General features: G+C 58.4%; 17 protein-coding genes. 14 read left to right on the top strand and 3 right to left on the bottom strand.

What is annotated here, in order from left to right; translation table 11 throughout:
* Positions 1–37 precede the first annotated feature (37 nt).
* The 7 genes from ACR0ID_RS00250 to mdoH all read left to right on the top strand — a co-directional run bounded on the left by ACR0ID_RS00250 (position 38) and on the right by mdoH (position 9,526).
* Positions 38–496, top strand: coding sequence for a DUF302 domain-containing protein (locus ACR0ID_RS00250; RefSeq protein ID WP_480603098.1), 459 nt, complete (start codon positions 38–40; stop codon positions 494–496).
* Between the two features lie 79 nt (positions 497–575).
* Positions 576–2,195 (top strand): thiamine pyrophosphate-binding protein, encoded by a 1,620-nt coding sequence (locus ACR0ID_RS00245; RefSeq protein ID WP_480603096.1) that lies wholly within the window; start codon positions 576–578, stop codon positions 2,193–2,195.
* Positions 2,182–3,366, top strand: a complete 1,185-nt coding sequence (locus ACR0ID_RS00240) for a CaiB/BaiF CoA transferase family protein (protein WP_480603094.1) — start codon at positions 2,182–2,184, stop codon at positions 3,364–3,366. The genes ACR0ID_RS00245 and ACR0ID_RS00240 overlap by 14 nt, the downstream gene beginning before the upstream one ends.
* Before the next feature lie 179 nt (positions 3,367–3,545).
* Positions 3,546–4,916 (top strand): tetratricopeptide repeat protein, encoded by a 1,371-nt coding sequence (locus tag ACR0ID_RS00235; protein ID WP_480603092.1) that lies wholly within the window; start codon positions 3,546–3,548, stop codon positions 4,914–4,916.
* A 28-nt stretch (positions 4,917–4,944) separates the two neighbouring features.
* Positions 4,945–6,162: an OpgC family protein gene (locus ACR0ID_RS00230; protein WP_480517648.1), complete on the top strand. Its 1,218-nt coding sequence runs from the start codon at positions 4,945–4,947 to the stop codon at positions 6,160–6,162.
* Complete coding sequence (locus tag ACR0ID_RS00225; protein WP_480603090.1) at positions 6,159–7,658, top strand: OpgD/OpgG family glucan biosynthesis protein; 1,500 nt, start codon at positions 6,159–6,161, stop codon at positions 7,656–7,658. The genes ACR0ID_RS00230 and ACR0ID_RS00225 overlap by 4 nt, the downstream gene beginning before the upstream one ends.
* Positions 7,655–9,526 carry a glucans biosynthesis glucosyltransferase MdoH gene (gene mdoH / locus ACR0ID_RS00220; protein WP_480603088.1) on the top strand — a complete coding sequence of 624 codons (1,872 nt, stop codon included), beginning with the start codon at positions 7,655–7,657 and terminating at the stop codon, positions 9,524–9,526. The genes ACR0ID_RS00225 and mdoH overlap by 4 nt, the downstream gene beginning before the upstream one ends.
* On the opposite strand, the gene ACR0ID_RS00215 is transcribed toward mdoH, so the two are convergent.
* Both ACR0ID_RS00215 and ACR0ID_RS00210 read right to left on the bottom strand, forming a co-directional pair.
* Entirely contained in the window at positions 9,527–10,351 is an 825-nt protein-coding gene (locus tag ACR0ID_RS00215) for a CE1 family esterase (protein WP_480553856.1), read from the bottom strand. It lies immediately after the preceding gene.
* Complete coding sequence (locus tag ACR0ID_RS00210; RefSeq protein ID WP_480553894.1) at positions 10,348–10,809, bottom strand: rhodanese-like domain-containing protein; 462 nt, start codon at positions 10,807–10,809, stop codon at positions 10,348–10,350. Before ACR0ID_RS00210 ends, ACR0ID_RS00215 begins: the two co-directional genes overlap by 4 nt.
* A gap of 233 nt (positions 10,810–11,042) precedes the next feature.
* Between ACR0ID_RS00210 and ACR0ID_RS00205 the strand changes: the two genes are divergently transcribed.
* From ACR0ID_RS00205 to selD, 7 genes are read left to right on the top strand one after another with little or no spacing between them, the layout of a single operon-like run.
* The gene (locus tag ACR0ID_RS00205; RefSeq protein WP_480473520.1) at positions 11,043–13,913 is read left to right on the top strand and encodes a monovalent cation/H+ antiporter subunit A; all 2,871 of its coding nucleotides are present in this window, start codon (positions 11,043–11,045) and stop codon (positions 13,911–13,913) included.
* Entirely contained in the window at positions 13,913–14,272 is a 360-nt protein-coding gene (locus ACR0ID_RS00200) for a Na+/H+ antiporter subunit C (RefSeq protein ID WP_209503290.1), read from the top strand. The genes ACR0ID_RS00205 and ACR0ID_RS00200 overlap by 1 nt, the downstream gene beginning before the upstream one ends.
* Positions 14,269–15,813: a monovalent cation/H+ antiporter subunit D gene (locus tag ACR0ID_RS00195; RefSeq protein WP_480473522.1), complete on the top strand. Its 1,545-nt coding sequence runs from the start codon at positions 14,269–14,271 to the stop codon at positions 15,811–15,813. The genes ACR0ID_RS00200 and ACR0ID_RS00195 overlap by 4 nt, the downstream gene beginning before the upstream one ends.
* Complete coding sequence (locus tag ACR0ID_RS00190; RefSeq protein ID WP_480473523.1) at positions 15,813–16,310, top strand: Na+/H+ antiporter subunit E; 498 nt, start codon at positions 15,813–15,815, stop codon at positions 16,308–16,310. Before ACR0ID_RS00195 ends, ACR0ID_RS00190 begins: the two co-directional genes overlap by 1 nt.
* On the top strand, positions 16,307–16,576 hold the full coding sequence (locus ACR0ID_RS00185) for a K+/H+ antiporter subunit F (protein WP_209503286.1): 270 nt from the start codon (positions 16,307–16,309) through the stop codon (positions 16,574–16,576). Before ACR0ID_RS00190 ends, ACR0ID_RS00185 begins: the two co-directional genes overlap by 4 nt.
* A 7-nt stretch (positions 16,577–16,583) precedes the next feature.
* On the top strand, positions 16,584–16,970 hold the full coding sequence (locus ACR0ID_RS00180) for a Na+/H+ antiporter subunit G (protein WP_480473524.1): 387 nt from the start codon (positions 16,584–16,586) through the stop codon (positions 16,968–16,970).
* A 5-nt stretch (positions 16,971–16,975) separates the two neighbouring features.
* The gene (selD, locus tag ACR0ID_RS00175; RefSeq protein ID WP_480603086.1) at positions 16,976–19,135 is read left to right on the top strand and encodes a selenide, water dikinase SelD; all 2,160 of its coding nucleotides are present in this window, start codon (positions 16,976–16,978) and stop codon (positions 19,133–19,135) included.
* Here selD and mnmH read toward each other — a convergent pair.
* Positions 19,126–20,178, bottom strand: a complete 1,053-nt coding sequence (gene mnmH, locus ACR0ID_RS00170; RefSeq protein ID WP_480603084.1) for a tRNA 2-selenouridine(34) synthase MnmH — start codon at positions 20,176–20,178, stop codon at positions 19,126–19,128. The two genes, selD and mnmH, sit on opposite strands and share 10 nt — an antisense overlap.

The raw sequence follows: 20,178 nt of genomic DNA, 5'->3' as shown, positions 1-20,178 counted from the left end.
GGCACACAGGTTGCACCTCAATACAGGAGACGTGACAATGAAAGCCCTCATTCCCTTGCTCTGCCTGATCACTTTACCCGTTTGGGCACAAGACGCCCCAGCCGGTTGGGCCGTGTTTCCTGCGGACAAAACCTATTCGGAACTGGTCGATGCAACCAAGGCTGCGATCAAGGACAACGGATTGATAGTGGTCACGCAGGCCGGCCCCACCAAGGCAGCTGCGGCGCGCGGAATCACCATTCCGGGCAATCTGGTTATTGGCGCGTTCAACAACGATTACGCGGTAAGGGTGCTGGAAACCTCTACCAATGCAATGATCGAAGCACCGATCCGTTTCTATGTCACCGAGAACGAGGACGGAACCGCAACCCTGTCTTACAAGACCCCCAGTTTCGTGTTTGACCCTTACATGGCGGAAGGCGGACAAGCTTTGCAGGACATTGCTGCAGAACTTGATAAAACCTTTCAATCTGTAGCTGAAGACGCAGTCAAATAGTCACACTGACGTGATCCGCCTTGCGTCTGGTGGCGTCCTCCGCAATCTGCTTCGAAACGGTTATCTCGGAGCATGACTGATGCAGGACCCCACGCCGCGCGCCGCCGATCTTCTGGCCCAACGCCTGTATGAAGCGGGGTGCCGCCACGCCTTTGGAATGCCGGGGGGTGAGGTCCTGACACTGGTGGATGCGCTTGAAAAGGCGGGCATCACCTTTCATCTGACAAAACATGAAAACTCGGCCGGATTCATGGCCGAGGCCGTGCATCACCGCGACGGCGCGCCTGCGATTCTGGTCGCCACTTTGGGTCCGGGCGCGATGAACGGCATCAATGTGGTGGCCAATGCGTTGCAGGACCGTGTTCCGATGATCGTTCTGACCGGTTGCGTCGATGCGGACGAGGCGCTGACCTATACTCATCAGGTCATGGATCACAGCCAGGTTTACCGTTCCATCACCAAGGGCACGTTCACACTGACGGCCAAGGGCGCGGATATCGTCGCAGACAAGGCTGTGTCGCTTGCCACACAGCCGCGACCGGGCCCGGTCCATATCGATGTTCCGATCTCGGTCGCCGATACGCCAGTGACGGGTGTGAAACGCCGCCGTCTGGCCAAGGTCGCGCCTGTCAGTCCCAATGGTGAATGCCTTGAAAAAGCCCGGCGCTGGGTGGCTGAGGCCGAGCGCCCAATCGCCATTATTGGTCTCGATGTCCTCTATGACGACTCGCGCAGTGTGGTGCAGGCGTTTTTGGAACATTTCGGAATTCCATTTGTGACCACCTACAAGGCCAAGGGTGTTGTTCCCGAAGATCACCCATTGTGTTTGGGCGGCGCTGGCCTGTCGCCTTTGGCAGACAAGCACCTTGTCCCATTGGTCGAACAAGCCGATCTGGTGCTGTGTCTGGGGTATGACCCGATCGAAATGCGCCCCGGCTGGCGCGAAATCTGGGACCCCGAAGAAAAGCGCGTCATCGACATATCAGCGGTGATCAATGACCACTACATGCATCAGGCGGGTCTTAATCTGGTGGCCGACACGGGCGAGACACTTGAGGCCATTGCCAAGGGAAACCCCGCCCGCACGACATGGCCGGGTGGTGAGCCCGCGCAGGTCAAAACCGCACTGGCATTGGCCTTTCCCACCGATGAGGACTGGGGACCCGCCGCTGTCATCGCCGAAACGCGCACGACCCTGCCCCCCGAAACACTCGCAACCGCTGACAGCGGCGCGCATCGCATTCTGCTGAGCCAGATGTGGGAATGCAGCGAAGAACGTGGGCTGATCCAATCCTCGGCGCTCTGCACCATGGGCTGTGCTGTCCCAATGGCCATTGGTCTGAAACTGGCCGAGCCCGACCGCCCGGTGATCAGCTTTTCGGGTGATGCCGGGTTTCTGATGGTCGCCGGGGAATTGTCTACGGCGGCTCAAATGGGCGGCAATCCGATCTTTCTTGTCTTCGTAGATGCCAGCCTTGCCCTTATCGAGTTGAAACAACGGCAGCGGCAGATGGTCAATAATGGTGTGGATTTCGACCACCATGACTTCGCCGCCATGGCCCGTGCATTTGGTGGGAACGGCCACACTGTCCGCAACCGGGCAGAGTTGCGTGCAGCACTTGAAGCTGCTGTAAAGGCCGAGACATTTACCGTCATCGCCGCTGAAATCGACCGTGGAGGATACGATGGCCGCATCTGAGGGCCCGCTGAAGGGCGTCAAAGTTCTGGACCTCAGCCGTATTCTGGCCGGGCCAACCTGCACGCAGTTGCTGGGTGATCTGGGCGCAAGTGTCATCAAGATCGAGAACCCTGCCACCGGGGGCGACGACACGCGGCAATGGGGTCCGCCCTATGTCACCGATGCCGATGGCAACCGTTCGGACCTGAGCGCCTATTTCATGTCAGCGAACCGAAACAAGAAATCTGTGGCCCTGGATATCGCAACCGAGAAAGGTCAGGCGGAAGTACGGCGGCTGGCCTCACACGCGGATATTCTGATTGAGAATTTCAAACCCGGCGGTCTCGCGAAATACGGGCTGGACTATGCCACCCTGTCGCAGGAATTCCCTAGCCTCGTTTACTGCTCGATCTCGGGCTACGGCCAAACCGGGCCAAATGCCAGCAAACCCGGCTATGACCTGATGGCACAGGGCTATGGCGGGATCATGTCCCTGACCGGCGACCCGGAAGGCGCGCCGATGAAAGTGGGGGTCGGCATCGCTGATGTGATGTGCGGAATGTATGCAAGCGTTGGCATTCTGGCCGCGCTGCGCCACCGCGACCTGACCGGTGAAGGTCAACAGGTCGATCTGGCACTTGTTGATTCTCAGATCGCGTGGCTGATCAACGAGGGCGTCAATTACCTGACTTCTGGCAACGTTCCGCAGCGCCGTGGAAACGGGCACCCCAACATCGTGCCTTATGACGTCTACGAGACATCCGATGGGCATGTCATTCTGGCGGTTGGAAATGATGGCCAGTTCAGAAAGCTGTGCGGTTTCCTGGGACAACCCGAACTTGCCGACGACCCCAGATTCGTGACCAACCCGGCGCGACTGGAACACCGTGATGCGCTAAACGCCATTCTTCGGCCCGCTGTCCAAGGTCTGGATACACGATCAGTAATTTCCGGTCTTGAAGCCGTGAAAGTGCCCGTAGGACCGGTCCAGACGCTGGATCAGGTTTTTGATACGGAACAGGTGGCAGCACGAAAAATGCAGATTTCGATGCAGGCCCAGCCCGGTATCGTGAACCTGATCGGGAATCCCCTGAACTTGTCACGCACGCCTGTAACATATCGCAGCGCGCCACCCACCTGCGGGGCCGATACTTACTGGGTGTTAAGCGCTGAAAACCCGTTCGACGATTGAAACACTTGCACAACTAGGCGGCAAGTTGCTGAAACATGCCTTTGAATCGGCGGATTTTTTCGACTTTCTTACACACGACATTTCACCAATTCGAGAGCGGGGTCGATACTGATACGCCGCTCTCGCACACTCTGTTACATCAAACAGTGTCAAATACCGCAATCAGATTGGACCCAAGTATGAAACAAGACGTTTTTGGACAGATGAACACCTTGGCGCAGCCGGAAGCTGTCGAAGCCTGGAATGGTGTTCTGCTTGGGTTTATGGCTCATGCCGCGGCTACACCCCAACATCTGGGCAAAGTGTTGGAGCTTGAGCCCGATTTTGCTTTGGGTCATGCCGTGAAAGGCCTGTTCATGGCCCTTCTCGGTCGGCGTGAGATGATGGCGGTTGCAGTCGAGGCTTTGGCGGCTGCCAATGCTGCGATGAGCCGGCAGCCCGTCTCGGCGCGCGAGCGGCTGTTTGTCGATGCATTGGGGCTGTATCTGGCGGGCCAACTGACACAGGCGGTGCAAAAGTTCGAAGCAGTCCTGCGCGATCATCCACAAGATACGTTGGCGATGAAACTCAGCCATGCGACCCGTTTCGTTCTGGGGGATCCGGATGGAATGCGCCGTTCGATCGAACGGGTAATGCCAGCATATGAACCCGATCACCCCGGTCGCGGCTATCTGCTGGGCTGCCATTCCTTCGCACTGGAAGAAACCGGAGCCTACGAAAAGGCCGAAATTGCAGGACGTCAGGCGCTTTGGATGGTGTCCGACGATGCCTGGGGTCTGCACGCGGTGGCCCATGTCCATGAAATGGCTGGCAACGCGCAGCTGGGCCTTGACTGGCTGGCCGGGCGCGAGGCGGCCTGGGCCCATTGCAACAACTTCCGCTATCACGTCTGGTGGCATAAGGCTCTGATGCATCTGGATCTGGGTCAGATTGATCAGGTGATGAATCTGTATGACAACCACGTCCGCAAGGACAAAACCGACGATTACCGCGACATCTCGAACGGAACTTCGCTGCTGATGCGGCTTGAACTTGAAGGCGTAAATGTTGGAAATCGCTGGGAAGAACTGGCTGACCTGAGTGCTGCGCGCACCGAAGACGGCTGCCTGATCTTCGCCGATCTGCACTATCTACTGGCGCTGACCGGTGACAACCGCGCCGACGCCACCGCCAAGATGCTGACCCGCATGAACAAGGATGCAGCGCGTGCCAATGACGACACCACCCGCCGTATGGCCGATCCCGGTGTCGCGGCCGCCATGGGCCTTGAAGCCTTTGGTGACGGCCATTATGGCACGGCATTTGATCACTTGTTGGCGGCGCGCGGTTCAATGCAACTGGCCGGTGGAAGCCACGCACAACGTGATGTATTTGAACGCATTACCATCGACTCGGGTCTGCGTGCCGGGCGTCTGGATGCCGTCGAACGTATTCTGGATGACCGCCGTGCTAAACGCGCCGGCGGTGAAGACAATTATGCCATTGCGCGCCGCGCCCTGATTGATGCGGCGCGCGACGGCGGAGACATGCAAAGCGTCCCCGCCGAGTAACAAGACGACCAAGAAGGACAGAGACCGTATGGCGACCATATCGCCCGCTGCTGATTTTGCACCCGTCGCGGCCTCGGCTGCGACCCCCGCCCGCACGCGTGACCCGCGACTGGATTTCTATCGCGGCATCGCGATGTTCATCATCCTGATTGCCCACATTCCCAATGATCCCTGGGCGAATTGGATCCCGGCGCGCTTTGGGTACTCAGATGCAACCGAGATCTTCGTGTTCTGTTCGGGCATGGCCTCGGCCATCGCCTTTGGCGGGGCGTTCCTGTACAAGGGCTGGTGGATGGGCACAGCCCGTGTGGCCTATCGCATCTGGCAGGTTTATTGGGCCCATATTGCCCTGTTCTTCTTTGTTGCCATGACAATGGCAGCGCTGGACCTGACCGGTGCGTTCGAGAAAACCTATGTCTCGTCGCTGAACCTTCAGCATTTCTTCGATGATCCCGCCCCGCAGATGGTGGGGCTCTTCACGCTGACTTATGTACCGAACTACTTTGACATCTTGCCGATGTATCTGGTGGTACTGGCGCTGATGCCGCTCTACATCGCGCTATACCGTATCAGTTTCTGGCTGATGGCTGCTGCATCTGTGGCGATCTGGTGTGTCACCCAGACCGGCGCGCTGGCCCTTCCGGCCGAGCCGTGGTCGGATCGGCAATGGTTTTTCAACCCGTTTGGCTGGCAATTGCTGTTCTTCACCGGATTTGCCTTGATGCGCGGCTGGATTCCCGCTCCACCGGTATCGAAATCTCTGGTCTGGGCGGCTGCCTTGTTCCTGATCCTGTCAGCTCCGTTTGGATCTTGGAAGGTCTTCCTCTGGGTCAATACCGCTGCGCCTGAGTTGGGCGCTGCGATCCGAAAGATCTGGCCACTGACTGACGAATTGCGCGACAAAACCGAGTTTGGCGCGCTGCGATATGTCCATTTTCTGTCATTGGCCTATCTGGGTTGGGCCGCGGCAGGCGAACATGGTCACCGCCTGATTGCGACGGGTCACAGCATGGGCGCGCGCGTCTGGCAGTTCCTGTTGACAGTCATCACCAAAGTCGGTCAGCAATCCCTTGCAGTCTTTGTATTTTCCATGGCGGCAGCACGACTTATCGGCGTTGCCCTTGATCAGACTGGGCGGGATGTTGCCACCGTCTTTGTCGCCAATATGATTGGCTTTGCCATGATCATTGGCGTGGCTTATCTGGCATCTTGGTTCAAGTCTCAACCCTGGAAATTGAAGAGATGAATTTAACCCGTCGCGCATTCCTCGTCTCGACGACAGCCTTGGCCTTTGCCCCATCGGCATATGCATCCGGGGGCGCAGTCCCCTTTGACCGCGACCACGTGGTCGAATTGGCCCGCGACCTGGCCAGCCGCCCTTATGCGGAACGTGAAATGGTTCCTCAGGAATGGCAGGATCTGACTTACGAACAGTATCGCTCGATCCGATTCCGACTGGACCGGGCTTTGTGGTACGAGACCGAAACACCATTCAACGTCGATTTCTTCACACCGGGCCTGTATTTCCCCCGGACCGTCAAGGTGGAAACGGTCGAAAATGGCATGACCACACCGGTCGTTTTCGATCTGGGGATGTTCGAGAAATCTGAAGATGTGCCACAATTGCCCATCGACGAGACTCTGGGCTTTTCAGGCCTGCGCCTTCGGACCGAGATGCACCGCCCCGGCAAGACGGATGAATTCTGCGTCTGGCAGGGTGCCAGCTATTTCCGCGCTATCGGTCTGGACGAGGTCTACGGTTTGTCAGCACGCGGTCTGGCCCTGAAAACAGGCGAACCGGATGGTGAGGAATTTCCTGAATTCATCCGTTTCTGGCTGGAACGCCCCAAACCCGGCCATCGCAATATGGTCGTCCATGCGTTGATGGACAGTCCGAGCGTGACTGGCGCCTATCGCTTCAATGTCACGGCGGGGGCAGATTGCGTTATCGATGTCGAGGCCACGCTTTTTCCCCGCGAAGACCTGCCTCATGTGGGTATCGCGCCGGGCACCTCGATGTTCCTGTTCGACCAGACCAACCACAGCCGGTTTGACGATTTCCGCCCTGCCGTCCATGACAGCGACGGGCTGTTGATCCGCAATGGCGCGGGCGAGGTGTTGTGGCGTCCGCTGGCCAACCCGACCCGCCTGCAAATATCTTCCTTCGTTGACGAGAACCCGCGCGGCTTCGGGCTGATGCAGCGCAAGCGCGAGTTTTCGGACTATGCCGACCTTGAGGCGAATTATCACAAACGCCCGGGCCTGTGGGTCGAGCCTCAGAATGACTGGGGCAAAGGCACCGTTACTTTGGTCGAAATACCGGCAGATCAGGAAATCTACGACAACATCGTCGCCTATTGGCGCCCGGCAGAACCCTATGCAGCAGGCAGTCGGGTTGACCTGTCCTATCGTCTGATCTGGGGTGAGGAGCCTCAGCGCACTCCGATGCCACGGGTGACCAACACTGCCATGGGCGAGAACACCTTCGGTGAAGGGCGTTTGGCTGTCATCGATTTCGAAGGCAGCGATTTGTTCGATGATATCGAGGCGATCAGTGTCTTCGTGGATTCCCCTCATGCAGAAACCTCGGACGGTGTTCTGCAACGCAACCCGGATACGGGTGGATTGCGTCTTGCGTTTTCATTCCAGCCAGATGGGCGCGATCATGTCGAGTTGCGCGCGCAACTGCTGAAAGACAAACAGCCTGCCTCTGAGGTGTGGCTTTACCGATGGACCATATGAACCGCGATTTGCATATCATGCCGCCCGAGGCACCTCTGGCGATGCCCGCGCAGAATTTCAGCGTTGGGTTCCACGATGCCGATGCCCCATCGGGCACAGACACGGGCGCGACTGGATTTTGGCGCGCGCTTGCGTTTTCACCGGCGATGGTAGCGACATTGGGCCTGCTGTGGATCATGAGCGACTGGTTCAGCGCCCAGGGGATCAATCTGATCGAGGGCATCCTGTTGGCGCTTATCTCGTTCAACTTCTTCTGGATTTCGTTCACGGTCTGCACCGTTCTGCTGGGTATGGTTTCGCTGTCGAGACAAGATCGTCCGCAGCGCAAACGCACAGCACAGCCCCTGCGCGTTGCCCTTTTGACACCGGTATACAACGAAGTGCCATGGAACGTGCTGGGCAACGCCCGCACCATGCTCGAAGATTTGCAGGCACGCGGTGGGCAGCATCACTATGCCATGTTTATCCTGTCCGACACGCGCGATCCTGAAATCGCGGCACAGGAACAGGCCAGCGTCGAAGCCCTGCGCACCACGCTCGCCCCAGGACTGGAGTTGTATTACCGCCGTCGCGAGCAAAACACCGACCGCAAGGTGGGAAACATCGCCGACTGGGTCAGTCGCTGGGGCGCAGACTGGGACGCGATGCTGGTTCTGGATGCGGACAGCCTGATGACCGGCCGCGCTATACACCGGCTGACCGATGCGCTGGCGCGTGATCCCGGTGCCGGGCTGATTCAGAGCTATCCGCAACTGATCGGCGCGCAATCGGTTTTTGCCCGAATGCAACAATTTGCCAATGGAGTCTATGGCATCGCCTTTGCCGAAGGGTTGGCGCGTTGGTGCGGGCAAGAGGGTAATTATTGGGGCCACAACGCAATTATCCGCACCAAGGCTTTCGCTACCAGTGCCGGACTGCCCAAGATGCGTGCGCTCAACGGTCAGGATAAGCTGATCATGAGCCACGATTTCGTCGAGGCTGGATTGCTGCGCCGTGCCGGATGGGCGGTGCGGTTCCTGCCGCGCATTCGGGGATCTTACGAGGAAACGCCCCCCACACTGATCGATCATGCGTTGCGGGATCGGCGTTGGTGCCAGGGCAATCTGCAACACCTGAAACTGTTGGGCTCAACTGGATTCCGGGCCGTCTCGCGTTTTCACATGTTCCACGGTGCCGTTGGCTATTTGATGTCACCTTTGTGGTTTGCGCTGCTTTTGATGTGGGCACTGATCGGTCAGGGCAAAGACGCTTCTGTCCTGCATTACTTCAGCCCCGATAATCCGCTGTTCCCGCAATGGCCGGAAATGTCGGAAACCCGGCACGTTCTGATCATTCTTGTGATGTATGCAATGCTGCTGGCACCCAAGGTGCTGGGAGTTCTGGCTTTGCCGCTAAGCGGTGTACGCTATTCCGAATTCGGAGGCGGCCTCAAGTTCCTGACCTCGTTTCTGGCCGAGGTCATTCTGTCGATCCTGTATGCGCCGATCCTGATGGTGCAACAGATGATCGCCGTTTTCCGGACGGCGCTTGGCATTCAGCGGGGCTGGTCGCCGCAAGCACGCGACGGTGGCAGTTACGGATTACGCACACTGCTTCTGTGTCATGCATTGGAAACAGTCAGTGGCATCGCCTTGAGTGTTGGTATCCTGTCCGGGCTGGTCTCGATCTGGTTGGCTCCGATTGCCATCAGTCTCGCCCTGGCCATCCCGCTATCGGCACTCAGCGGTGTTTCGGCCGGTGCCGCACGCCGGATGGTCGGGATGCGCGAGGATTTCCGCGAACCTGCCATCACCCGGTCGGCCCGCCGTTACCGGGCCGAGCTGAAGCAACTGGTTGAAGGCAAGATCAAGATGGCGCCGGCAGAGTGATCAACTGCCGGGAAGCCCTTCGTACCAATCCACGACCATATCGGCCCAACCGGCTGGAACTGTATGCCCCCCCGGGAACAAGGCGAACTCCAGCGCGCTGCCTTTGGCACAGGTGGTCCAGCGGCGGCGCATGAAATTCTCCGTTGTGCTAAAGCCGGCCGGTTTGTGATCGACGCAGCCATTTGCCTCGCGCCAGATTTCGAGCCCGGCATAGATATCGCCCTGCTGAAACCGGCCACCGCCCAGTACGCGCCCCTCAAGCGGAACTACGTTGTCCGTCCAGCCATGGGTATGCAGCATCCGGATTGGACCCTTGCAGGTTTCTGGGTGTGGCCGCCAGAATCCTCCGGACACCGGAACATATGCTGAAAATGTCTCGGGCGCCTTGCAGGCGAGATAGTTGACCATAAAGCCACCAGCCGAAAACCCGCCCAGCATGACCCGGTCCACATTGATTCCGAACCGGTTTTCCGCGTCCTGAACCACTTCGGACAGAAAGGCGGTTTCATCCCGTTCGCCAAATCCAGGGATAAAATTCCAGCTTTTTCTGCCGCCCCGGTTGGGCCTTTCCGAACCTTCAGGCGCCATCACTGCATAACCGCGCGCCAACAGAGGTTCGACCATCCCGCGATTTCGCATCGTTCCCGATCCACTGCCGCCATATCCGTGCAGAAACACCACCAATGGCGGGTTTTCCGCATCGGGCAGTTCGATATGGTACGCGCCCAAGGAGGTTTCGCAAATATCCCCCTGATCAGCGCAACCCGCCAGGGCCAACTGCGCGGTGAAGGCAAATACTGCTGCCAAGCCGATTTCCCTGATCATCCCGCATCCTCATTGTATTTGCGAACCGGTAAACCGGCTCTTACCCATCCCGGCCCGGCCGCCGAGCCCAACATACCCTCGGGTACGTCGATGATATTTGTGAATCCGGCTTCAATCAAACGATTGCTGAGGCGCGCGGACCGCACCCCTCGGGCGCAAATCAGCGCCACGGGCGCAGCCTGATCACCGCCGGTCATTTGTGTCAGAACGTCGACGAAATCCTCGCGGCGCAAGTCCAGCGGTACCGCGCCCTCGCCAATTCCCGAGGCGCGCCACTCGCGCGGTGTGCGGATATCAACCAGCAGAACGCGCCCGTCCACTGCCTGCTCATGGGCGTCGGCCACGCTGATGCGGCCACCGCTGTGATCTTCGGGGATCAGCCTGTATTGCCTAATCGCAAACCCGGCAGCAATCGCGGCACCGACGCCAATCACTACCCACCGTCGGGATCGGTTCATTTTTTCGGCCACACCTCAGCCTCCTGTTCGCTGGTGCTGTTTCTATCACAACCAGACAGCAGGTTGCGCGGTGAAAGACAGCTCGCAGATCAAGATCGCGTCATTAATGCGCTGCGCCGCCAATACCTTGGTGATCCATTTCAGCTCGTTAAAAAGTTGCCATCTCTGGACAGTCGGCAAAATATCCTTACAAAATTGACCTCACCCTGACCGCCCAGACCGGAGTATCGCACTTGTCCCTATTCCTTATCGCGGCCCTTCCCTTCCTTGGTGCTGTATTTCCCGCACTGCTGATCCGCGCGGGCCGAAACGCTGCCGCATCCGCAGCCGGGTTGACCACATTTCTGGCCCTGATGGGGCTGTTGATCCACATCCCTTCGGTCATGCGCGGAGACGTCGTGACCGCCCGGTTTGACTGGATACCAAGGTTAGGCCTGAACGCGAATTTCATGCTGGACGGGCTGGGATTTCTTTTCGCCTTGCTGATCCTCGGCATTGGATTGCTCATCATCCTCTACGCACGGTTTTACCTGTCGCGCGAAGACCCGATGGGGCAGTTCTATACCTACCTGCTGCTATTTCAGGGGGCGATGGTTGGTATTGTCCTGTCCGACAATATCCTACTTTTGATTGTTTTCTGGGAACTTACATCGCTCAGCTCATTCCTGCTAATCGGCTATTGGAAACATCTGCCCGATGGCCGACAGGGCGCGCGCATGGCTTTGGCCGTCACCGGCTCGGGTGGGTTGGCGATGATCGCCGGGATGCTGATCCTCGGCAATATCGTTGGGTCCTATGACCTGAGTGTCATTTTGCAGAGCAAGGAACTGATTCAGGCGTCCCCCTACTACCTGCCGGCGTTGATCCTGATCCTGTTGGGCGCTTTCACCAAGTCGGCACAGTTCCCGTTTCACTTCTGGCTGCCGCATGCGATGGCCGCACCGACACCGGTTTCCGCCTATTTGCACTCGGCCACCATGGTGAAAGCCGGTCTGTTCCTGATGGCGCGGATGTGGCCGGTTCTGGCAGGAACAGATGCCTGGTTCTACATCGTGGCCACGACTGGTCTGATCACCATGCTGCTGGGTGCGGTCATCGCGCTGTTCAAGGATGATCTAAAGGCGCTGCTAGCCTTTTCGACCGTATCCCATCTGGGCCTGATCACCATGCTGCTGGGCTTTGGCACCAAAATTGCCGCCGTGGCCGCCATTTTCCACATCATCAACCATGCGACCTTTAAGGCCGCCCTGTTCATGACGGCCGGGATCGTGGATCACGAGACCGGTACGCGGAACCTGAAACGGTTGGGCGGTCTGCGCCACCTGATGCCGATCACCTTTACCATCGGCACCATCGCGGCCCTGTCCATGGCGGGTCTGCCGCCGCTGAACGGCTTTTTGTCGAAAGAGATGATGCTGGAAGAGACCGTCCATACCACCTGGTTGCATTCACATTATCTGGTTCCGGGACTGGCACTTTTGGCAGCGCTGTTTTCGGCCGCTTATTCTTTCCGATTCGTCAGCCATGTTTTCCTTGGACCCCAGCGAGACGATTATCCCGCCCATCCGCATGACCCGCCTGTCGGGCTGTGGCTGGCACCCGCATTGCTGGTGGTGCTGGTCGTCCTGATCGGTCTGAATTCCGCAGTAATCGTTGGCCCCCTGATCGCCGTGGTTTCCAGCGCGGTAATTGGCGGAGAGAAGCTGCCGTATTACTCGCTCAAACTGTGGCATGGCTTCACGCCTGCACTTTACATGTCGGTTGTTGCGACGTTGGGCGGCCTGTTCCTGCTGGCAATGCACAAACGCGGCGAGCAGGTCTGGAATGCCCTGCCCCGACCCGAGGCCAAGGTGATCTTTGAGGCAATCATCGACGCGCTGACCAGGTTAAGCCGCTGGATAACCGATGAAATGCATAACGGTGTTCTCAGCCGCTATGCGGTCATCTTCGTCGCCTTCACTGTAGGCCTTGGTTATTACGCCTATTCGACAGGCACCATCGGTGTGGAAACACGCGTTCCGCTGCCAGCGCAGATCATTCCGATCATCGGCTGGATCTGTCTGGTGGGCGCGACGCTTGGTATCATGTGGTTCCACCGGAACCGCCTGTTGTCGCTGGTTTTGATCGGTGTCGTGGGCCTGATCGTTTCCATCGCGTTCAACTATCTTTCAGCTCCTGACCTTGCCTTGACGCAAATCTCGGTCGAGGTGGTAACGATGATCTTGTTGCTGCTGTCGCTGAACTTCCTGCCGACCGAGACGCCGTGGGACAGCAGCGCGGCGCGGCGATGGCGGGATGCCGCGATTTCCGTCGTTGCCGGTCTTGGCACCGGCGCGCTGGTCTACGCGATGATGATGCGCGATTTTGCATTTCCAACGATTTCAGAATTCCATCTGGCCAATTCCTATAAGGGTGGTGGCGGCACCAATGTTGTCAACGTGATCCTGGTCGACTTCCGGGGTTTTGATACGTTTGGCGAGATCATCGTGCTGGGCATTGCCGCGCTGATTATCTTTGCGCTGACGGAATCCGTGCTAAGCACCAATGTCCGCAGTTACCTGCTGAATCGCAAACCGCATTGGCCTCAATCCGGTGATTCACATCCGCTGATGATGGTTGTGGCGACCCGCGTGATGATGCCAATTGCGCTGATGGTCGGGGCTTATATTTTCTTCCGTGGGCACAACCAGCCAGGCGGCGGTTTTATCGCCGGGCTGATCGTCGCCATCGCCTATCTGATGCAATACATGGCCAGCGGCTATACCTGGGCGATTGAGCGGCAGCGGTTTTATTACCATGGCACCATTGGCTGGGGCGTCCTGATCGCCGCAGCCACGGGTCTGGGGGCCTGGTTTAATGAACGCCCCTTCTTGACCAGTGATTTCGGCTATCTCCACTGGCCGCCACTTGAGGAATTCGAATGGGCCACCGCCATGCTGTTTGACACGGGCGTGTTCCTTGCGGTTCTGGGCGCGGTAATGCTGGCGCTCGACAGCCTGTCCCGCTTTGCATGGCAACCCGGAATGGCACAGGAATTTCCGATGGATATCAACCCTCTGCGGGACTCTCCACCGGAACAAGAACAAGAGAAGGAGCAGGCCTGATGGAAGCGCTCGTAGCCTCTGCCGTCGGTATCTTGACCGCTGCCGGAATATTCCTGATCCTGCGCCGCCGGACGTTCCCTGTTATTCTGGGCCTGTCGCTGATTACTTACGCGGTCAACGTGTTCCTGTTCGCGACCGGGCGCCTTGCGCTGAACGCCCCCCCGGTTCTGAACAAATACAAGGACGTCGCTTATACCGATCCTCTGCCACAGGCGCTGGTGCTGACCGCAATTGTGATTTCCTTTGGGATGACCGCGGTGATCGTGATGATCTCGCTCAGCGCGTACCTGTCCTCCAAGGATGACCATATCGACATGACAGCGCAGGACAGCGTAGATGCAGCAGGAGAAGACGCATGAACCACTGGATCGTTGCGCCGATCGTCCTGCCCGCGATCCTGGCTCCGTTTAACATCATGGTCCTGCGATACCATCTGGATTTGCAGCGCATCTTTTCGGTTGCCGGTGTTGTAGCCCTGTTGGGTATCGCCCTGACGATCACGGCACAGGCCTCGGGCGGAGATATTCAGGTATACGAGCTTGGCAACTGGCCTGCCCCGTTTGGCATTGTCATGGTGCTGGATCGAATGTCAGCCATGATGGTTTTGCTGACAGCTCTGCTTGCCCTGCCTATTGTGCTTTACGCCATTGCAACAGGCTGGGACAACCGGGGCAAGCATTTCCACGCCCTGTTCCATTTTCAGCTTATGGGTGTCTGCGGCGCTTTCCTGACCGGAGATGCCTTTAACCTTTTCGTGTTTTTCGAAGTTCTGCTGATCGCCTCTTATGGCCTGATGACCCATGGTGGCGGTGCGGTGCGGTTGAAGGCGGGTGTGCAATATGTCGCTTACAACCTGTTGGGATCGACTTTGTTCCTGTTTGCTTTGGGCACGATCTATGGCGTGACTGGGACACTGAACATGGCAGATATCGCCTTACGGGTAGCAGAAATCCCGGCCGAGGATACGGCATTGCTGCGGGTTGGCGCGGTTCTTTTGCTGCTGGTCTTTTGCATCAAGGCCGCCGTTCTGCCCCTGCATTTCTGGCTACCTGCCAGCTACGCCAATGCGCCAATGCCCGTCGCGGCCCTGTTTGCAATCATGACCAAGGTCGGGGCTTATTCGATTCTGCGGATGTTCACACTGGCCTTTGGCCCCGATGTCGCCGCAACACAGGGACTGGTGGGTGCGTGGTTGCAACCTGCTGCACTTGTCACTTTGGCTGTCGGGGCTATCGGCATTCTGGGGTCAAAACACATCGCCCGCATGGTGGCGTTCTGCGCGATTGCATCCATGGGCACCCTGTTGATCGCAATCTCGCAATTCACGCCTGATGCAACAGCCGCGGCACTGTACTATGTGTTCCATTCGACACTGGCGACAGCCCTGCTATTCCTGGTTGCCGATCTGGTGATGGCGCGGCGCGGCGGGGCCATCGCACCAACGCCACCCATGCCGCAAAGCGGGCTGGTGTCCGCGCTGTTCTTCGTGGGGGCGATTGCGATGGCGGGGATGCCGCCCTTGTCCGGCTTTATTGGCAAGCTGCTTGTGCTGGACGCCTCGCGCGATGCTTCGGATGCCACGACGGTCTGGGCCGTGATTCTGATCGGCTCGTTCGTCACAATAATCGGGTTGGCCCGAGCCGGAACTTTGATTTTCTGGAAAAGTTACGACACTCAGGCTGTTCCGATAGCTGAGCCAGCGGAAAATGAAGCTGCCCCTGCACCGGTCGCACCTGAACCGCAACCCGGTCTGGCCTTTACTGCCGTGTTTGGCGCCGTAGCCGGCCTGATCCTGCTGACATTGTTCGCGGGTCCTGCGCTGGAATATACAAGCCAAACCGCAGGGCAGCTGTTTATGCCTGAAAACTACATCTCTGCCGTATTGGGAGGGGCCGAGTGATGAAACTGCTACACCGGATTTTTCCGCACCCGCACCTGACCATTTTGTTGACGATCGTCTGGATTCTGCTGGCCAACAGCCCGTCACTGAATTCTCTGGTCTTTGGCCTGATCCTTGGAATCATCATTCCCTTCGTCACACAACCTTACTGGCCCGACAGGCCCAAGCTGCGCAACTGGCCCATGGTCGCCGAATACATGATCGTGGTGCTGTGGGATATTGTCGTTGCAAATATGACGGTGGCCCGGATCGTCCTCTTCAAACGCAATGAAGACCGGCGGCCCAACTGGGTTAGCATTCCGCTGGAGCTTCGGACACCCGAGGCCATAACCGTGCTGGCCGGAACCATCACGATGACGCCCGGCACCGTCAGTTGCGACCTGTCGGCACAGGGGCACAATCTGCTGGTTCATTGCCTGGACGCGCCGAACCCGGATCAGGTGCGCGACGAAATCAAGCAACGCTATGAACGTCGCCTGAAGGAGATTTTCGAATGATCGAATACGCAATCTACTTTGCATTTGCCTGTTTCGGCGCGGCGATCATGATGTGTCTGTGGCGGATAATTACCGCGGACGGCGTTGGGACCCGGGTTCTGGCTCTGGATACGATGGTCATCAATACGATTGCCCTGATGATCCTTTATGGCCTGTCGAAAGGGACCGAGATTTTCTTCGAAGCGGCGATGATCATCGCGATGCTGGGCTTCGTCTCAACCGTGGCTTATGCACGCTTCATGCTGCGCGGCAACATCATCGAATGAGGGCGATATGACATTCCTTGCAGAGCTGCTGATCGCCGTTTTCCTGATAGTCTCGGGTATCTTCGGGTTTGTCGGGTCCTTCGGCATGATCAAGTTGAATGACCCTATGTCGCGCCTTCACGCGCCGACCAAAGCGACAACTTTGGGTGTGGGCGGGGTGTTGCTGGCTTCGATCACCCATTCCGTTCTGCTGGAAGGCAAACTGTCGCTACACGAGCTTCTGATCACGCTGTTTCTATTCCTGACGGCTCCGATCACGGCCCTGTTCATTGCAAAATGGCACATTCACCGTCATGAACTGCCCAGCGACCTGCCCGATGCTGGCGAGGATGAGCTCTGGGCCACCCACGCGGTCGAGCAGGTCGAGGATGTTCCGGACCACAGCGCGAATTAACACAAATGCACACATCTCCGCTGCCCCTGACCCGTGATCTGGTTTTAATTGGCGGCGGCCACACCCATGCCCTGCTGCTGCGCAAATGGGGAATGAACCCTTTGCCCGGCGCGCGGGTAACCGTGATCAACCCCGGCCCCACTGCCCCCTACTCAGGAATGTTGCCCGGATATGTCGCCGGTCATTACGACCGGTGGGAGTTGGATATCGATCTTGTCAGATTGGCCCGTTTCGCAGGTGCACGTGTGATCTTGGGTGCGGTCAGTGGCATCGACACCGAAACACATGAAGTGCACGTCCCCGGGCATCCTCCGGTAGGCTTCGATGTGGCTTCGGTCAATGTAGGGATCACGTCGGACATGCCCGCCCTGCCGGGCTTTGCGGAACATGCAGTGCCAGCCAAGCCGTTGGGACCTTTTGCTGCGAAATGGGCCGAGTATCTAAAGGGTCAAGGGCCGGCCTCGGTCGCTGTGATCGGCGGCGGCGTCGCGGGCGTCGAACTGGTCATGGCGATGGCGCACGCGTTAAAGGCCAGGGGGCGGGCGGCACAGATTACCCTGATCGATAGTGCCTCGGCCCTGACTGCAACCAAACCCAAGGCGGCGGCAACAATCCGGATTGCAATGCATGATCTTGGCGTGGAGGTGATCGAAAACACGGTGATCACCCGGATCGGGCAGGATCACGTGGAACTACAGGACGGGCGCACAATTCCGGCTGGTTTCGTGACCGGTGCCGCCGGAGCCCGCGCCTATGACTGGATCGCAAATACAGGGCTTGACCTTCAGGACGGATACATCCGCGTGAACAGCTACCTGCAATCCAGTGATCCGGCTGTGTTTGCCGCCGGGGATTGCGCCCATCTTTCGGAAAACCCCAGACCGAAGGCTGGCGTCTATGCGGTGCGCGAAGCGCCGGTTTTGTTCGATAATCTGCGCGCAGCGCTCGGCGCGGGACGGATGCGAAAATACACACCGCAAAAAGACTATCTCAAACTGATCTCACTAGGTGGCAAGTCTGCACTGGCCGAGCGTTTGGGAACATCGTTCAGCGGCCCGTTGATGTGGGCCTGGAAGAACCATATCGACCAGAGTTTCATGAAAAAGTTTCGCGACCTGCCGCGAATGACACCGCCCGCCCTGCCACGCGACCGGGCCGCTGGGCTTGATGGGGTTTTGGGTGAAAAGCCCATGTGCGGAGGATGTGGAGCAAAGGTCGGGCGCGACGCATTGCAAATCGCCCTGAAATCCCTCCCCGCCCCTACTCGTACCGACGTCGCTACCTTGCCCGGCGACGATGCCGCGCTATTGCAAACGGGCGGGGCGCAGCAAGTCATGACGTCCGACCATCTGCGGGCTTTCACCAACGATCCCGCACTGATGACGCGTGTTGCCGCGGTTCACGCCCTAGGGGATATCTGGGCCATGGGGGCCGCGCCTCAGGCGGCCACGGCAACGATCATCCTGCCGCGCATGTCCGCCCCCCTGCAAAGCCGCACAATGTCCGAAGTCATGTCAGTCGCGAGTGACGTCATGCGCGCTGCGGGCGCAGAAATCGTGGGCGGGCACAGTTCAATGGGCGATGAGATGACTGTTGGTTTCACGCTGACTGGCCTGTGTGAGGCTACCCCGATTACATTGGCGGGCGGGCAGCCGGGAGATCGCCTGATCCTGACCAAACCCTTGGGAAGCGGAGTTCTGATGGCAGCGGAAATGGCCGGTCTTGCCGAAGGGGCCTGGGTCGCGGCAGCCTACAAACATATGACACAGCCGCAGGGCGATGCAGCCCGCATTTTGGCCAACGCCCATGCGATGACCGACGTGACCGGGTTTGGTCTGGCCGGGCATCTGCAAGGCATCTGCGACGCATCGCATTGCGGCGCCATGCTTGATCTGGACGCTGTAAAGGTTATGGACGGTGCTCTTGCGCTGACGGATCAGGGGGTCCGGTCAACGATTTTTGCTGACAACAGCGAGATTGCGCCCAATCTTCCGTCCGGGGGCAAGGCGGCGCTGCTTTTTGATCCGCAATCAGCCGGGGGCCTGCTGGCCGCCGTGAATGCGAAGGACGCCGATACTCTTCTGCAAGATCTTCTGGACGCGGGATATCCGGCAATGATCATTGGCCAACTGACCAGCACACCCGGCTTGCGCATTCACAGCTGATCCAGCAGGCTTTCAATTTGCGCGGCCGCGTTGCTCAGCCCCGCATTGTCCAAAGTTGCGATATTGAGATTGGCCAACACCTGTACCGGGCGGGATTGCCGGGACTTGGTGTATGCGGGATCATAATGCTGTTCCATCAACGCCTGTGTCAGCGCCTGTTTTTCATCCGCATCAATCAAGCGCAGCCACCCGTCCACGACCTCATGCCCGCGATGGAACCGCAGCGGTGATAACCGGTCCCGCAATCGGTCACTGTCAGACAGAATGTCGTCATAAGCCCGCACCAGATAGGCCGAACGTGCTTCAATCGAAGCCGTAATGCTCACGCGCGGAGCCTTACACAACGCGTTCCAAAGGCTGGGTGGCAGAATCAAGCTGCCAATTTTGGAGGATTCCGCTTCGACCACGACTGGACGCGCCGGGTTCATTGCGCACAGCGCAGCGGACAGAGCAGATTCAAACCCCTTTTGGCTGGGCTGCCCCCCAGGCCTTTCGCCCAGCAAGGACCCGCGATGGTTGGCCAGCGCTTCAAGGTCCAGAACCTGTACACCTCGTGCGTGCAACAGAGCCAAAAGATCGGTTTTTGCGGTGCCCGTGTAGCCATCCAGCGCGATCAGCCGATGTGGCAAGGGATCATCGTACAAATAAGCGTTCACCAATCGACGGTAGGTACGATAGCCGCCCTCAACAACTTCCGCGCGCCAACCGATTTGCTGCAACATCCATGTGAATGATCCGGAACGCTGTCCACCGCGCCAGCAATAGACCAAGGGGCGCCACGCTCCGTCATGATGGCTGAGGTGGTGTTCGATGTGATTAGCTGCATTGCGGAACACCAAAGCAGCGCCCAGCTTGCGCGCCAGAAAGGGGCTGTCCTGTACATAAATGGTTCCGACCCGGGCGCGTTCCTCGTTGTTCAGCACAGGCAGGTTTATTGCACCCGGTAGATGATCTTCGGCAAACTCGGCAGGGCTGCGAACGTCGATCACGGTATCATACCCGTGCGCGTAAAGTTGGGTCAGGTCAGGAAATTTCAGAGCCAT

This window comes from Ruegeria sp. AL2, assembly GCF_056540845.1.
Note: the sequence above shows the minus strand (reverse complement) of the source record. Positions and strands in the feature narration are given on the sequence as shown.

Coding starts and splice junctions, on each gene's coding strand:
- mnmH (WP_480603084.1), bottom strand. CDS start 20,178: ATGGCTCTGAAATTTCCTGACCTGACCCAACTTTACGCGCACGGGTAT.
- ACR0ID_RS00195 (WP_480473522.1), top strand. CDS start 14,269: ATGAACCACTGGATCGTTGCGCCGATCGTCCTGCCCGCGATCCTGGCT.
- ACR0ID_RS00215 (WP_480553856.1), bottom strand. CDS start 10,351: ATGATCAGGGAAATCGGCTTGGCAGCAGTATTTGCCTTCACCGCGCAG.
- ACR0ID_RS00200 (WP_209503290.1), top strand. CDS start 13,913: ATGGAAGCGCTCGTAGCCTCTGCCGTCGGTATCTTGACCGCTGCCGGA.
- ACR0ID_RS00190 (WP_480473523.1), top strand. CDS start 15,813: ATGAAACTGCTACACCGGATTTTTCCGCACCCGCACCTGACCATTTTG.
- ACR0ID_RS00240 (WP_480603094.1), top strand. CDS start 2,182: ATGGCCGCATCTGAGGGCCCGCTGAAGGGCGTCAAAGTTCTGGACCTC.
- mdoH (WP_480603088.1), top strand. CDS start 7,655: ATGAACCGCGATTTGCATATCATGCCGCCCGAGGCACCTCTGGCGATG.
- ACR0ID_RS00245 (WP_480603096.1), top strand. CDS start 576: ATGCAGGACCCCACGCCGCGCGCCGCCGATCTTCTGGCCCAACGCCTG.
- ACR0ID_RS00210 (WP_480553894.1), bottom strand. CDS start 10,809: ATGAACCGATCCCGACGGTGGGTAGTGATTGGCGTCGGTGCCGCGATT.
- ACR0ID_RS00225 (WP_480603090.1), top strand. CDS start 6,159: ATGAATTTAACCCGTCGCGCATTCCTCGTCTCGACGACAGCCTTGGCC.
- ACR0ID_RS00235 (WP_480603092.1), top strand. CDS start 3,546: ATGAAACAAGACGTTTTTGGACAGATGAACACCTTGGCGCAGCCGGAA.
- ACR0ID_RS00230 (WP_480517648.1), top strand. CDS start 4,945: ATGGCGACCATATCGCCCGCTGCTGATTTTGCACCCGTCGCGGCCTCG.
- ACR0ID_RS00180 (WP_480473524.1), top strand. CDS start 16,584: ATGACATTCCTTGCAGAGCTGCTGATCGCCGTTTTCCTGATAGTCTCG.
- ACR0ID_RS00250 (WP_480603098.1), top strand. CDS start 38: ATGAAAGCCCTCATTCCCTTGCTCTGCCTGATCACTTTACCCGTTTGG.
- selD (WP_480603086.1), top strand. CDS start 16,976: ATGCACACATCTCCGCTGCCCCTGACCCGTGATCTGGTTTTAATTGGC.
- ACR0ID_RS00185 (WP_209503286.1), top strand. CDS start 16,307: ATGATCGAATACGCAATCTACTTTGCATTTGCCTGTTTCGGCGCGGCG.